At 64.6% G+C, this 13,383-nt stretch carries 14 protein-coding genes; 2 read left to right on the top strand and 12 right to left on the bottom strand.

Annotated elements, in window-relative coordinates; translation table 11 throughout:
- Positions 1-3: 3 nt before the first annotated feature.
- Positions 4-939 carry a pirin family protein gene (locus R4P47_RS15285; protein ID WP_149404937.1) on the bottom strand — a complete coding sequence of 312 codons (936 nt, stop codon included), beginning with the start codon at positions 937-939 and terminating at the stop codon, positions 4-6.
- 81 nt (positions 940-1,020) lie between these two features.
- Positions 1,021-1,362, bottom strand: a complete 342-nt coding sequence (locus R4P47_RS15290; RefSeq protein WP_149404936.1) for a GNAT family N-acetyltransferase — start codon at positions 1,360-1,362, stop codon at positions 1,021-1,023.
- 182 nt (positions 1,363-1,544) lie between these two features.
- Here R4P47_RS15290 and R4P47_RS15295 point away from each other — a divergent pair, with 182 nt between their 5' ends.
- Positions 1,545-2,786, top strand: a complete 1,242-nt coding sequence (locus R4P47_RS15295; protein ID WP_149404935.1) for an acetyl-CoA carboxylase biotin carboxylase subunit family protein — start codon at positions 1,545-1,547, stop codon at positions 2,784-2,786.
- Positions 2,787-2,827: 41 nt separating this feature from the next.
- Complete coding sequence (locus R4P47_RS15300) at positions 2,828-4,834, top strand: hypothetical protein (protein WP_149405573.1); 2,007 nt, start codon at positions 2,828-2,830, stop codon at positions 4,832-4,834.
- A 56-nt stretch (positions 4,835-4,890) separates the two neighbouring features.
- On the opposite strand, the gene R4P47_RS15305 is transcribed toward R4P47_RS15300, so the two are convergent.
- The 10 genes from R4P47_RS15305 to R4P47_RS15350 all read right to left on the bottom strand — a co-directional run bounded on the left by R4P47_RS15305 (position 4,891) and on the right by R4P47_RS15350 (position 13,347).
- Positions 4,891-5,106 carry a DUF2945 domain-containing protein gene (locus R4P47_RS15305; protein WP_068055681.1) on the bottom strand — a complete coding sequence of 72 codons (216 nt, stop codon included), beginning with the start codon at positions 5,104-5,106 and terminating at the stop codon, positions 4,891-4,893.
- Positions 5,107-5,164: 58 nt separating this feature from the next.
- The gene (locus R4P47_RS15310; protein ID WP_262498234.1) at positions 5,165-6,127 is read right to left on the bottom strand and encodes an alpha/beta hydrolase; all 963 of its coding nucleotides are present in this window, start codon (positions 6,125-6,127) and stop codon (positions 5,165-5,167) included.
- A 144-nt stretch (positions 6,128-6,271) separates the two neighbouring features.
- Entirely contained in the window at positions 6,272-7,408 is a 1,137-nt protein-coding gene (locus R4P47_RS15315; protein ID WP_149404934.1) for an RNA polymerase sigma factor, read from the bottom strand.
- 8 nt (positions 7,409-7,416) lie between these two features.
- Positions 7,417-7,824: a YciI family protein gene (locus R4P47_RS15320; protein WP_149404933.1), complete on the bottom strand. Its 408-nt coding sequence runs from the start codon at positions 7,822-7,824 to the stop codon at positions 7,417-7,419.
- Between the two features lie 95 nt (positions 7,825-7,919).
- Complete coding sequence (fbaA, locus tag R4P47_RS15325) at positions 7,920-8,942, bottom strand: class II fructose-bisphosphate aldolase (RefSeq protein WP_149404932.1); 1,023 nt, start codon at positions 8,940-8,942, stop codon at positions 7,920-7,922.
- Between the two features lie 32 nt (positions 8,943-8,974).
- Positions 8,975-9,973 carry a LacI family DNA-binding transcriptional regulator gene (locus R4P47_RS15330; RefSeq protein ID WP_149404931.1) on the bottom strand — a complete coding sequence of 333 codons (999 nt, stop codon included), beginning with the start codon at positions 9,971-9,973 and terminating at the stop codon, positions 8,975-8,977.
- A gap of 45 nt (positions 9,974-10,018) precedes the next feature.
- Positions 10,019-10,669, bottom strand: a complete 651-nt coding sequence (locus R4P47_RS15335) for a nucleoside/nucleotide kinase family protein (RefSeq protein ID WP_149404930.1) — start codon at positions 10,667-10,669, stop codon at positions 10,019-10,021.
- Positions 10,666-11,598 carry a PfkB family carbohydrate kinase gene (locus tag R4P47_RS15340; protein WP_149404929.1) on the bottom strand — a complete coding sequence of 311 codons (933 nt, stop codon included), beginning with the start codon at positions 11,596-11,598 and terminating at the stop codon, positions 10,666-10,668. The genes R4P47_RS15335 and R4P47_RS15340 overlap by 4 nt, the downstream gene beginning before the upstream one ends.
- Positions 11,579-12,361, bottom strand: coding sequence for an ATP-binding cassette domain-containing protein (locus R4P47_RS15345; RefSeq protein WP_149404928.1), 783 nt, complete (start codon positions 12,359-12,361; stop codon positions 11,579-11,581). The genes R4P47_RS15340 and R4P47_RS15345 overlap by 20 nt, the downstream gene beginning before the upstream one ends.
- Entirely contained in the window at positions 12,358-13,347 is a 990-nt protein-coding gene (locus tag R4P47_RS15350; RefSeq protein ID WP_094670362.1) for an ABC transporter permease, read from the bottom strand. Before R4P47_RS15350 ends, R4P47_RS15345 begins: the two co-directional genes overlap by 4 nt.
- Between the last annotated feature and the right edge of the window lie 36 nt (positions 13,348-13,383).

Consider the following 13,383-nt stretch of genomic DNA (forward strand, 5'->3'; position numbering starts at 1 on the left):
CGATCATTCGACGGGAACGCCGAGCCGACCGGCCTGGTAGTCCTCGAACGCCTGCAGCACTTCGGACTTGGTGTTCATGACGAACGGGCCTGCCATCGCGACGGGTTCCCTGATCGGCTTGCCGCCGAGAACGAACACCTCCAGCGACTCCCCCGCCGTAGACGCGGACATCTCGATGGTGTCGCCGCGGCCGAACAGCGCCGTCTGCCCCATCCTGATCGGACGCTTCTCCGCGCCCACGGTGCCCTCGCCCGCGAGAACGTAGATCAGTGCGTTGAACTCCCTGTTCCACGGCAGCGTCAGCGCCGCACCCGGTGCGATGGTGCTGTGCGAGAGCGCAATCGGAGTGTACGTCGACCCCGGGCCCTGCATGCCTGCGATCTCGCCGGCAATCACTCGGACCAACGCACCACCGTCGGGACTCGACGCCAGTGCGACTCTGCTGCCGGTGATGTCCTGGTAGCGCGGGTGCGGGATCTTGTTCTCGCGCGGCAGATTGACCCACAGCTGAACACCGTGGAACAGCCCACCCGAGAGCACCAGATGCTCCGGCGGAGCCTCGATGTGCAGGATGCCCCCGCCCGCCGTCATCCATTGCGTGTCGCCACCGCCGATGACTCCGCCGCCGCCGTGAGAGTCCTTGTGCTCCATGATGCCGTCGATCATGTAGGTGACCGTCTCGAACCCGCGATGCGGATGCCACGGCGTCCCCTTCGGCTCGCCGGGCGCGTAGTTGACCTCGCCCATCTGATCCATGTGGATGAACGGGTCTAGTGACGCCATGTCCAGTCCCGCGAATGCGCGACGGACCGGAAAGCCCTCGCCCTCGTAACCCGTCGGTGCCGTCGTGACGGACCGGACCGGCCGGGGGACGGCGGTGGCGTCGGGCATGGGGATGCGGGGCAACGCGAGGATGTTGTCGACCGTCACTGCAGGCATGGCGTCCCTTTCGGCAATGTAGTTGACTCTGCAACTACTCTGATCGCCTCAACCCGCCGAAGCCCGACGGTATTCCCGCGGTCAGGCCTGCCGGTCGGCCAGCCATTGCCGGATCTCGTCGGTCGGCTGCTCCACGATGTCGTCGAATTCCGAGTGCTTGCCGACGAAGGCCGCTACCAACTCGCAGATCGGCACGATCCGCTTGGCATCGTTGCGCGTGGCGTCGAGCGCCTGCTGCACGAGAATCGTCGCCAGACCACGTCCGCCGTACGCTGCGTCGACCTCGGTGTGGAAGAAGATACGTCTGCCGTGTTCGTCGTCGGCGAACTCGGTGAACCCGACCTGCGAGCCGTCGGCCGAAACCGTGAAACGATCTGCTTGCTGGGTGATTTCGACCTGCGCACCCGTTTTGTCGACCGTCATGTCGCACTCCTCGTTCCAGGAAGGCGCGCACCGCACCTCGTCGATCGTGAACGCTACCGAACACCTGGATCCGGCGCGTTTCCGATCCACAGTCGCATACAGGGGTGCCCGGTGACCGATACTGCCTCTGTACGGTGGAGCGAAGGACCTCGACCGATGAATCATCTAGGGGAAGGAACTTCATGGCTCAGCCAGACAGGCTGGAGAAAGACCCGAACAAGGGTTTCGTGGCCCTGCTGGGGTGGAGTTTGGCCGCGGTGGAAGCACTGGACAAGTTCGATCGGCGCTACGTCGTCGTCGCCCCCGAGTGGGCCGAGGCGTACTGCACCGAGCACGACATTCCGTACCTCCCGTGGAACTTCGAGCGACTCAACGATCGCTCACTGGAAATCGCCGAGACCCTGCAGGACAAGGGCGTCGACGTCGCGATCCCGCTCTACGAGGAGACGGTCGAGTGGGCCGGTGCCATCAACTCGGTACTGCTGGGCAACCCGCGACTGTTCGGTCAGGCGATGCTGCTGCGCGACAAGTCCTTGATGAAGCGTCGCGCCCAACTCGGTGGAATCCGCGTCGGCATCTTCGAAGAGGCCCACGACCGCGAGGACGTCATCCGATTCCTCAAGCGCGTCAACCAGACCTTGCTCAAGCTCGACGGCGATCCGAACGATCCCATCCATGTCAAAGCATTCGACAAGGCAGGCTGCCTGGGACACCGCGTCATTCGCACCCCCGACGAGGTCGACTCCATTCCCGACGAGGAATTTCCGGCACTGATGGAATCACATCTCGACGGTTGGGAGTTCGCCGTCGAAGCATGGATCCACAACGGCAAGATCAAGTTCCTCAACATCTCCGAATACGTCACGCTCGGCTATTCGGTGTTCGTTCCGGCCACACCGGAACTGGAGAAGTATCGCGAGCAGATCACGGTGCAGATCGAGAAGTTGATCAAGACCTTCGATATCGAGTTCGGCTTCATTCATCCCGAGTACTTCGTCACCAGTGACGGCGAGATGTACTTCGGCGAAGTTGCTTACCGCCCACCGGGTTTCAAGGTGTTCGAGCTGCTCGAGCGGGCCTACGGCTTCAACGCCTACCAGGGCCTGGCGTTGGCGTTCGATCCGAAAACCACCGAGGAGGAGATCGACGCCTTCTTCCCGAAGGAGGTCGTCGACGCCACCGGTGTCGCCGGATGTTTCGGGGTGTACCCGCGACGCCGCGTCGTCAGCCAACTGCAGATTCCCGAGGAGACCTCCGGGCACGACTACTACGAGACCAACGATCTGTCGGCACCGGTGGAGGAAACCGTCACCAAGAGAACGGCATTCGGCACCCACTGGGGCCTGCTGTACTTCTTCGGTGATGACACCTACGTCATGCGTGACTTGTTGAAGCATCAGGAAGAACTGGACTTCTACGTGTGAAGCAGCAACTCGGAGACGACCGCAACCCATCGTCACAGACCATGGACGAGCCGGCACCGACGGACGCGACCACCACCGTGGACAAAGCATTGGCATCACGGTTGGCGCAACTGGACCATGCCGTGCATGCCTTGGCCGATGCACCTGAGTTCAGCAAGAACACCAAGGTGCGACGAGTTCTGGATGGTGTGCATCGAGTCCTGTTGCAGCCCGGCGGTTGCGGTGCAATTCGCGAACGCGCCGAGGTGCTCGAGAATGCGGGGCTGTTCGCGGGCACCGATTGGGCACAGCCGGACATTCTCGTTCCAGGGTTCGTAGGGCCCAGCTTGCGCAGCGGCAACGACGACACCTTCGTACTCGAGGCGACCAGCGAACTGCGGATGGTCGCGATCGTTGCGGGAGAGTACGAGCATGCTGCGGTGACCGCCGAGGATGCCCGCCGGTTCCTTTCTCAGGTTCTCGCGGTGAATCTCGACGTCCTGTTCACACCACCGTCCGAGTCGGAGCGAGTTCGCCTGGGCCGCACCGCTCATCTGATCCGTGATCTGTTCGGGTACGTGGCCGGGCAGATCGGCTACGACAGTGTGCTCGACGAGTTGGTCGAGGAAATCTGGCGGATTCTGCGGCAGCGTCCGATTCAGGTGGACACCATCAAGGACATGGTCACCCGCATCGCGATCTATCGTGACGATCCCACCGTCGATCTCGGCACATCAGGTCAAGGCCTGGATCGGTTGATCACGGCACTGTTCGGCACAACCGATGCCTGCCGCGAGGATCCGGGCGTCGAGGTGTACCGGTCGCGACTCGAGGCGATGGACGTCGAGGCGTTGCAGTTCGAGGCCCGCGGATTCGCGCGAGCCATGCACGACACCGGGCTCGTCTCCCCGTATCACGCGACGCTGACGCAGTATCTCGTCGACCACTACTCGTACGTGCTGCCCGAGGCCCTCGGTCTGTCCGATACCGGCCGGACCTGCCTGACGCGGTATCCGGAACTGGTGCATCGCCTCATCGAGGAGACGGTGTATCCCGAGACCGCGCAGTGCCTCTACGGATTGGCACTGCTTCTCGATCGCGGGATTCTGCATCAGCCGCCGATCGTGCCGTCCCTGTGGCGGCAGATCTCGCTGAAACTTGCTCCCGCAGTGCGGGAACGACTGATCACCACGTTCGGGCCGGTCCCCGCGCCGGAGTCACGCTTGCTCGGGGGCTTGCTCTCGATGCTCGGGCAGCCCCTCGGTGTGGGCCAGGGCGACAACCCGACGTGTCAGTCGGCGCGGGCCTTGTCGATGTGGGCCTACAACGATCCCGACTACCTGCTGCAGATGGTGGTGTGGGCGGCGCGTGACGAGGAGATCGTCATGCACTTCGAGGGGCAGTCGATCTCGTCGACCGAGAGTGTCAGCGGCGTCGCCACGACCGATCCGGTGGACCTCGATCCCGCGTCGCTGTTGCTGGTTCCGCACCTCGATCGCATCTATGCCGAGATGGTCCGGCGTTGCGCCGATCGTCCAGGCGATCCGCACCGCTGGGTCAATCCCGAGTTCCACGGGTGGTGGTCGGCACGCGAATTCCACATCGACGTCGACGTTGCGACCGGCAATCTCGTCGGCCTGGACGCCTTTCTGCGGCAGTTCTACGCCGCGTACCACCCGGAGTACAACGGGCACCAACCCTTGATCCATCCGCAGCCGGCAGGTGTGGCCGTAACCGACAGCGCCGCAAGGTATGTGGGGTGGCACGCCATCACGATCCTGCGCGTGAACACCGATCCCGACGGCGTCATGCGGGTGTACTTCTTCAACCCGAACAACGACAGCGGTCAGGACTGGGGCGACGGCGTCGTGGTGGGCACGGCGGGCAACGGCGAACGCGCAGGCGAGGGTTCGCTGCCGTTCGACCAGTTCGCCTCACGGCTCTACATCTTCCACACCGATCCCCTCGAGCACGGCGAGCCGGAGAGAATCCCCGCCGAGGACATCGAGCGCATCCGCGGCTACATCGAACGGAGTTGGGGCGCAGAACGATCGGTGCCCGAGGCCTGAGATCCACTTGTGCGCCCCGAGTCGACAACTCGGGGCGCACAGGTGATCTTGTGGCGTCAGTCCTTCTTGTCCAGCGCTTCCGGCTTGTGCACCGCGTCCTTACCGGATTTGTCGCTCTCGACCCGGTACTGCGGCTCGTCTTTCGATGCCTTCACGGTGCGGCCTGCGGCTTCGGTCTCGGAGGTGATCTTCTCCACCACCGTTCCCTCGGTCGTGTTTCCGTGGGTCTGCCATTCGACCTTGTCGCCCTTGTGCAGTTCGTCCTTCGACATGTTCGCGTTGTCCTTTCGCCGGTGTGAACCACGCTTACCCGCCGGACTCTCGATGCAATCAGCTGGTTCCCAGAGCCGGTGCCAGCGTGGTGAACCAGGCCTCACGCAGCTGATCCTCGAACAGCGGCCAGGTGTGCGCGCCCTCCTCGCGCATGGACACCGTTGCCGGCACGTCTGCTCGGCGCAGGGCGTCGACGAAGATCGACGTGCAGTGGTTGACCATGGCCTCCACCGCCATTCCGCCGAACGGCGGGATCGCGCCCTCGGGAATGCGATCCACCGGTCCGGGCAGTCCGCGGGAGGAGCTGACGTAGACCGCGGTTCCGCGCAGCCGCTCGACATTGAGTGACGGGTCGTGGTCGCGCCATCCCTGACCTCCCGGCAGCCCCCACATGTTGAAGGGGTTGTTGAGTCCGCCGGCGATCATCGCCGAAATACCGGCAGTGGCAAGCGGGTTGGAGGGTGCCGGGCATCCACTGAACGACGCGGCCGCGTCGAACACATCCGGGGCCTGGATCGCCAGATCCAGTGCGGGACCACCACTCATCGACAGCCCTGCCACGCCGCGTCTGCCGGTCGAGCCGTAGGCCGCGTCGACGGCGGCAGGCAATTCGCGGCTCAGGTAGGTCTGCCATTTGTTGCTGCCGAGCACGGGATCGGTTGTTTGCCAATCGGTGTAGAAACTGAAGCGACCGCCGATCGGTGCGACGACCGTGACGTTCTTGTCGAGAAAGAACTGCTCGACGCCCGAGTTGTTGAGCCACCCGACTCCGTCCTCGTTGCCGAGTGCGCCGTTGAGCAGCACGAGAGTGGGCGCAGGGCCACCTTCCGGCGAATGCAACACCTCGTTGGAAATGACCCGATTCATGGACGGGGAGAAGACGTTCAGCACCGCTCGGGTCGCCGACACCTGATGGATGCCGACGGCTCCCGCAGCCGCGTCGGCCGATCCGGAGTTGCCCGGCAGCGCCTGCGCCGGTGTTCCGATCATCAGCATCGACGCTGCAGCCGCGGCCGTCACGAACGCAGCGGATCGAGTTCGTTTCCTTCTCTTCTGTCCCATTGGCAACTTCAGCACCATACGAGGGTCGCACGGATTCCGCTTTCTACCGCTAACGATCGGATTACGAAACCGATCGGTCCGTTCGCTTGCCGCCTGCGGGGCTCAACCGGCTCTGATCCGCGCGGCCTGCAGAGTCAGATGGTGCCGCTCGGGAATCGACGACGCCTTCTCCGCCGCCTCCACGTACAACTCGGCAGCACGCAACAGATCACCGGCCTTCTCGCACAGGTACGCGGCCGCCGCTGTGTGCCGCGGAACGGCCGGATCGACCTCGCCCAACGCCTCGAGCCCCGCCGCCGGACCGTCGGCCTCCCCGATCGCAACCGCTCGATTGAGTCGTACGACGGAACTGTCCGTGAGAGCGAGCAACTCGCCGTACCACTCGACGATCTGCGGCCAATCGGTCTCCTCCACACACCGGGCGTCGGCGTGCAGGGCGGCGATGGCCGCCTGCGCCTGGAACTCACCCAACCGATCGCGGGCGAGCGCCGCCTGCAGGATGTGCACTCCCTCCGCGATCAGCGTTGTGTCCCAACGAGATCGATCCTGTTCAGCGAGATCGATGACGTGACCGTCGGGCCCGGTTCTGGCCGAACGCCGGGCGTGGTGCAACAGCATCAGCGCCAACAGCCCGGCCGTTTCCTCGTCTTCGGACAACCCGGCCAACTGCCGGGTCAACCGAATCGCCTCGGCCGCCAGATCGACGTCCCCGGTGTACCCCTCGTTGAAGACGAGGTACAGCACTCGTCGCACCGTCCCCACATCACCGGGCGCGTCGAAACGCACGTCGCGCACCGTGCGTTTGGCGCGGCTGATGCGTTGCGCCATGGTCTTCTCCGGCACCAGGTACGCCTGCGCGATCTGCCGCGTCGTCAATCCCCCGACGGCACGCAGCGTCAGTGCCACCGCTGCCGCCGGACCAAGCGAGGGATGCGCGCACAGAAAGAACAACTGCAGCGTGTCGTCGACGCCGCTCACGGTGCCAGGATCCGGTTGTGCCGCGACTCGATCCTCTCGTGCTCGTCGCGCCTTCTCGGATCGTTCTGCGTCGAGAAACTTGCGCCACGCGACGGTCACCAGCCAACCCTTCGGATCGGCAGGCGCGTCGGCGACACACGTGGAGGTCGCCTCGAGCATCGCCTCCGCCGCGGCGTCCTCGGCCGACGCGAAGTCGGCTCCGCGGTGGACGAGGACACCGATCACCGCGGGTGTCAGTGCCCGCAGCACCTGGGGGTCCATGGCGATCGTCAGTCGGCGATGGTGGGGGGAGCCTCCATGAACGGACGCAGTTCGAGCCATTCGTGAATCGGTTCGCCGCCTGCTCCCGGCGCGGCCGACAACTGCCCGGCGAGTTCGAGCGCTCGCTCGTAGCTCTCCACGTCGATGATCATCCAGCCTGCGATGAGATCCTTGGTCTCGACGAACGGACCGTCGGTGACCGGCGGCTTGCCCTCACCGCCGGAGCTGACCCAGGTCCCCTCGGGAGCCAGGGCCTGGGCGTCGACGAACTCGCCGGTGGCTTCGAGTTCGGCGGCGAAATCCTGCATGAACTGGATGTGGGCGTGCACCTCCGCAGGCGTCCACCGGTCCATCGGGACGCTGTTGATCGGCTCCGGCGCGCCGCGGTAGTGCTTGAGCATGAGGTACTTGGCCATGGTGTCTCCTGACGTTCGATGCGGCCATTCTTGCCGCATTCGACCCTGGGACGGAACCGGTCCGCAGATTTCGACACACTCGACGAAAAAGATTCTCAGCGCATCGTGCGCCCTGCCGAGCCCAGCATCTGTGTCGCCTCGACCACGCGAGCCGCCATCGCCGTCTCGGCCGGCTTGCCCCAGGATCGGGGGTCGTAGGCCTTCTTGTTTCCGTACTCGCCGTCGACCTTGAGAACCTGGTCGTACTTGCTCATCATGTGACCGGCGATGGATCTGGTGAACGCGTACTGGGTATCGGTGTCGATGTTCATCTTGATCACCCCGCTGGCGACGGCGGAGGCGATGTCCTCTGCGCTGGAACCCGATCCGCCGTGGAACACCAGATCGAAGGGCTTGTCCTTGCCCGTCTCGGCTCCGACGACGGACTGGATCTCGTCGAGGATCTCGGGTCGCAGATGTACCGAGTCGGGGTTGTAGACGCCGTGGACGTTGCCGAAGGTCAGAGCCGTCATATAACGACCGCGCTCCCCCGCACCGAGCGCAGCGATCGTGGCGCGCGCATCGTCGACCGTCGAATACAGCTGTTCGTTGATCTCGTGTGACACCCCGTCCTCCTCCCCGCCGATCACTCCCACTTCGATCTCCAGAATGGTGTCGGCCTCCACCGACAGGTCGAGCAACTCGCGCGCGATCCGCAAATTCTCGTCCAACGGCACGGCCGATCCGTCCCACATGTGCGATTGGTACAGCGGCGATAGTCCGCGGCCGCGTCGTTCGATCGCGTCGGCCAGCAGGGGGCGGACCCAGTCGTCCAGATTCTCGGCGGGGCAGTGATCGGTGTGCAGCGCCACCGAGATCGAATAGTGCTGCGCCACTTCGTGGGCGTACTGCGCGAGCGCCTTGGACCCGGCGAAGCGGTTCTGCACGGCGTTGCCGGACAGATAGAGCGCGGTGCCGACCGATACCTGAATGATGCCGTCACTCTCGGCTTCGGCAAATCCCTGCAGAGCTGCGTTGAGAGTCTGCGAACCGGTGACGTTGATCGACGGGTAGGCGAACCCACCCTCCTTGGCGCGATCCAGCATGGCGGCATACTGCTCCGGACTGGCAATCGGCATGGTGGGTCCTATCTTTCGGGTGTGGCTGCGGTCTACGTGCAGCCGCAGGAATTGCGATGGGTGAAGGTGGTGGGCACTCGAATGGACCGAGGTGTCTCTTCGCTGCCCTCGATTCGATTCAGCAACAGGTCGGCTGCGGTTCGGCCGATCGTCTGCACGTCCTGAGCCGCCGCGGTGAGCCGGGGCTCGAACAGATCCGACCACTCGAAGTCGTCGTAGCACACGAAGGCGAGGTCGGCGGGGATCGACAAGCCCAGGCCGCGAACCGCTTTCAGCGATCCGATGGTCATCGAGTTGTTCATCGACACCAGAGCAGTCGGCCGATCCGGACCCGACATCAGCTCACGCACTCGGGACTCGGCCACCTCCACACTGGACCGGCCGTCGAGAACGAGTCGAGGATCGAGTTCGATTCCTCGATCCGCAAGTGCGCGAGAGTAGCCGTCGAATCGCTCTGTCGTGGAGGAGATCCCTTCGATGCCGCGGACGATCGCGATGCGTCGATGTCCGGCGTCGAGGAGGTGGGTCGTGAGCTCGTACGCCGACGCGTCGTTCTCCGGGCCCACCTGGTCACAGGAGACATCGAGCATCCGGTCGATCAACACCAGAGGGGTTCCGCTACGGACGATCTCGGGAATCGTGGAGAACTCCGAGCCGGCTGCGGGCGCGAGAATCATGCCGTCGACCTGACGGTCGAGCAACGAGTCCGTCACCCTGCGCTCGGAGCGTGGCTCGTCGTGCGAGTCACCGAGGATCAACACGTAACCGGCCTCGGACAACCGCTCCTCGACGGCATGGACCAGGCTGCCGAAGTACGGGTTGGTCAATGCGGCGATGGACAGTCCCACGGTGTGCGTCCGACCCGCCGCGAGCGATCGAGCGACGACGTTGCGCCGATAGCCGATCTCGACGATCGCTGCGTCGACGCGCTCCCGGGTAGCGGGATTGACGTTGCGGGTTCCGTTGAGCACATGGGAGACAGTCGATACCGATACCCCGGCAAGGCGAGCAACGTCGTCCATCGTGGGCATGTCAGTCGGCCTGACTCTGTCGGGTCTCGTGGCTCGGTGGAACAGTCATGTCAGTCGCAGGATTCGATCGGCGCGGAGTGCGGTCGACCCGATCAATTCCGCGTTGCGCTCGTCCGAGCCCAGTGCCCAGAACTTCGCGTCCTCGTGCGACTTTCCGTAGGCCTCGTGCCTGGCCACCAGCCGCTGGTGCCGAACCGTCGTATGCGGGGCCAGAAACCAGACTTCGTCGATCATCGCACGCGCCGCAGGCCACGCGTCGGACTCCATCAGCAGGTAGTTGCCCTCGGTGACGACGAGCGGGACAGTCGACGGGACCGGAATCGAGGACCCGATCGACTCCTCGATCTCGCGCCGAAATCTCGGCGCGTACACGATGGGGTCACCGGGCTGTTGGTCGTGAATCGCCGCGATCAGCCGCGCATAGCCGCCGTCGTCGAACGTGTCGTGGGCACCCTTGCGATCGAGCCGGCCCAGCTCGATCAACACCTCGTTGGCGAGGTGGAATCCGTCCATCGGAACCAGTACCGCGAGTTCCGGCCCGAGCGCATCGACGAGTTGCTGAGCCACAGTGGACTTTCCGGCACCCGGCGCACCGGTCAGGCCGAGTATGCGTCGCTGACCGGACACAGCCGACTTTCGCGCCAGCTCCACGAGTTGTTCGAGGGTGGCTTCCTGTACGTCCTGGTCAGTGCTCACCGTTGTCGCTTTCGAGTCCGTGGGTAGTGAAGTGTGTCGGCGGAGAGTTCGTGTAACCACGCTCTGGGGCCGATCACCGAGCAGCGCAATGCGGCAACGTGAGCCGACCTGTCGATGCGCTCGGAAAGAGAGCCTGGCTGCGTGGAGTAGTAGGCATACGCTCCGTGGAACGCATCCCCGGCACCCAGAGTATCGACCACTGCGACCGGCTCCACATCGACCGATCCCGACGATCCCTCGGACCACCATTCGACGGGATCTTCGCCGTGGGTCGTGACGACGGTGTGCACGCCGGATCCGACGAGCGCCGCGGCGGTGGAAGCGGTGTCCGAGGTGCCGGGGGCGCGAAAGTCCGCCGAGCACACCATGTCCGTGGCGTGCGGAATCAGCTCGCTCATCACCGGTTTCCAGCGACCGGCGTCCACGACCAACGTGGTAACCCGCGCCGCCGCATGTTCCGCGGCGGCGCAGGCGATCAGGGGGTGGTGCCCGTCGACGAGTACGACGTCGGCACCGGCCACGACGGCTTCGAGATCCTCCGGCGGCGAGGCGTCGGAGTTCACGGCGTCGGCCGAGACGACCGACCGATCACCGGTCGATTCGATCACCGTCACAGCAGAGACGGGCACAGCCCTGGTGGAGCCCTCGGCGGCGTCGATCACCCGCACTCCGAATGCCGCCAGGTCGGCCTTGATGAGGGCTGCCACCGGGTCGTCTCCGAGCGCGGTGACGAGCACCGCCGTCCCGCCCAGCGCGGCGAAGGTCACCGCCGCGTTGGCAGCAGGTCCTCCCGCCGCGACGAACTGTGCGCTCGAGGTGATCTTCTGGTTGGGTGCCGGCGCTGCCGACACTCGATGAACGACGTCGAGTGTCGCCAGCCCGACGAAAACACCGATCGGACCGGTAGATTCAGCGGCCTGCGCGTTCATCGTCGGTCGGCTCCTCCGCGCCGGTCATGAGCGCGACGACCTCGGACATGGTGCGGTTCTTCGGATTCACGACGCCTGCACGCTTGCCGAGGCGGTGGATGTGAATGCGATCGGCGACCTCGAACACGTGCGGCATGTCGTGGCTGATGAGCACCACCGGTATGCCTCGGTCGCGAATAGTGCGAATCAGATCGATCACCATGCCCGACTCCCGCACGCCGAGTGCGGCCGTCGGCTCGTCCATGATGATCACTCCGCGTCCGAACGCTGCCGCCCGCGCCACTGCCACGCCCTGACGCTGACCGCCGGAGAGCGTCTCGACCGCCTGATTGACCGACTTGATGCCGATCTTCAGGTCCTGCAGGTGCTTCGACGATTCCTCGCGCATCCGCGGCATGTCGAGGCGACGAAACAGACTTCCGCTGATGCCTTTCCGCTTGATCTCGCGTCCCAGATAGACGTTCGACGCGATGTCGAGCGCCGGAATGACAGCCAGGTCCTGATAGACCGTTTCGATGCCCGCTGCTCGTGCGTCGCGCGTGTTCTTGAACGACACCGGAGAGCCGTTCATCAGAATCTCGCCCGAGTCGGGAATGACAGCGCCCGCCAAAGCCTTGATGAGACTGGACTTTCCGGCACCGTTGTCGCCGATCACCGCCAGCACCTCACCGGGCCGCAACTCGAAGTCGGCACCGCTGATGGCCGTCACACTGCCGTAGGTCTTGACCAGGCCGCGCGCTTCCAGAGCGAGGGGGGCATTCACTGTGACCTCCTACGTGCGAATTGATCGACGGCCACCGCGACGATGACGAGAATGCCGGTCGCGACGTTCTGGTACAGGCTGTCGACGCCGGCCTGGGTGAGACCGTTGCGCAGCACACCGACGATCAGGGTTCCGATGAGAGTCCCGATGACGGTGCCGCGGCCACCGAACAGGCTGGTTCCACCGATGACGACCGCGGTGATCGTTTCCAGGTTGGCGTTCTGATAGGCGTTCGGGTCGGCGTTGGGGATCCGTCCGAGCGCTGCCCACGCCGCGATCGCCGCGATGACTCCCGTGACGATGTACACCGAGAACAGCACGCGACCGGACTTGATGCCCGAGCGATCCGAGGCCTGCGGGCTACCACCGACCGCGTAAATGTGCCTGCCCCAGGATGTTTGGGACAACGCATACCACATCACGGCGTAGACCAGCAGCATCACCACCACGCCGTACGTCGTGGAGAAACTCCCGATCTTGAACGAGGTACCCAGCAGCGTCAGCGGTCCGCTCGGCACCTGGTAGGTCTCGGAGCCGGCCAGCAACCTGGTGGCTGCCTGAATCGCAGTGAACGTGCCGAGCGTGACGATGAACGGTGGCAGTCGCAGCATCGTCACCAATCCGCCGTTGATCGCACCGAACGCCAGGCAGACGGCAAGCGTGGAACCCAGTGCGACCACCGGACCGTTCGCGCCTGCCGACTGCGCCATCACGATGGTGCCCATCACCGCCACCGCACCGATCGACAGATCGATACCGGAGGTGAGGATGATCAGCGTCTGGCCGACAGCGAGAATGCCGACGACCACCGACTGCTGCAGGATCAGAGAAACGTTCTGCGGGTTGAGAAACGAGCTCGAGATCGAGCTGAAGACGATGACGGCGATGAGGAGTGCGGCCATCGGCCCGAGCAGCGGTTCACGCAGGATGGTCCCTACGTTGAACCGGCTCGGAGCCTTGGGCTCGGCGGCGGTGTCAGTACTCACGGATCAGTCCTCGTGTGGGAGCGGTGGTCCGGGAAT

This window comes from Rhodococcus sp. IEGM 1370 (assembly GCF_033142325.1).
Taxonomy (GTDB): domain Bacteria; phylum Actinomycetota; class Actinomycetes; order Mycobacteriales; family Mycobacteriaceae; genus Rhodococcoides.

What these genes read in the sequence shown, in the direction of transcription:
- R4P47_RS15305 (WP_068055681.1), bottom strand. Translation starts at nt 5,106, where the DNA reads ATGTCGAAGGACGAACTGCACAAGGGCGACAAGGTCGAATGGCAGACC.
- R4P47_RS15300 (WP_149405573.1), top strand. Translation starts at nt 2,828, where the DNA reads ATGGACGAGCCGGCACCGACGGACGCGACCACCACCGTGGACAAAGCA.
- R4P47_RS15295 (WP_149404935.1), top strand. Translation starts at nt 1,545, where the DNA reads ATGGCTCAGCCAGACAGGCTGGAGAAAGACCCGAACAAGGGTTTCGTG.
- R4P47_RS15340 (WP_149404929.1), bottom strand. Translation starts at nt 11,598, where the DNA reads ATGAACGCGCAGGCCGCTGAATCTACCGGTCCGATCGGTGTTTTCGTC.
- fbaA (WP_149404932.1), bottom strand. Translation starts at nt 8,942, where the DNA reads ATGCCGATTGCCAGTCCGGAGCAGTATGCCGCCATGCTGGATCGCGCC.
- R4P47_RS15290 (WP_149404936.1), bottom strand. Translation starts at nt 1,362, where the DNA reads ATGACGGTCGACAAAACGGGTGCGCAGGTCGAAATCACCCAGCAAGCA.
- R4P47_RS15315 (WP_149404934.1), bottom strand. Translation starts at nt 7,408, where the DNA reads ATGGACCCCCAGGTGCTGCGGGCACTGACACCCGCGGTGATCGGTGTC.
- R4P47_RS15330 (WP_149404931.1), bottom strand. Translation starts at nt 9,973, where the DNA reads ATGCCCACGATGGACGACGTTGCTCGCCTTGCCGGGGTATCGGTATCG.
- R4P47_RS15285 (WP_149404937.1), bottom strand. Translation starts at nt 939, where the DNA reads ATGCCTGCAGTGACGGTCGACAACATCCTCGCGTTGCCCCGCATCCCC.
- R4P47_RS15320 (WP_149404933.1), bottom strand. Translation starts at nt 7,824, where the DNA reads ATGGCCAAGTACCTCATGCTCAAGCACTACCGCGGCGCGCCGGAGCCG.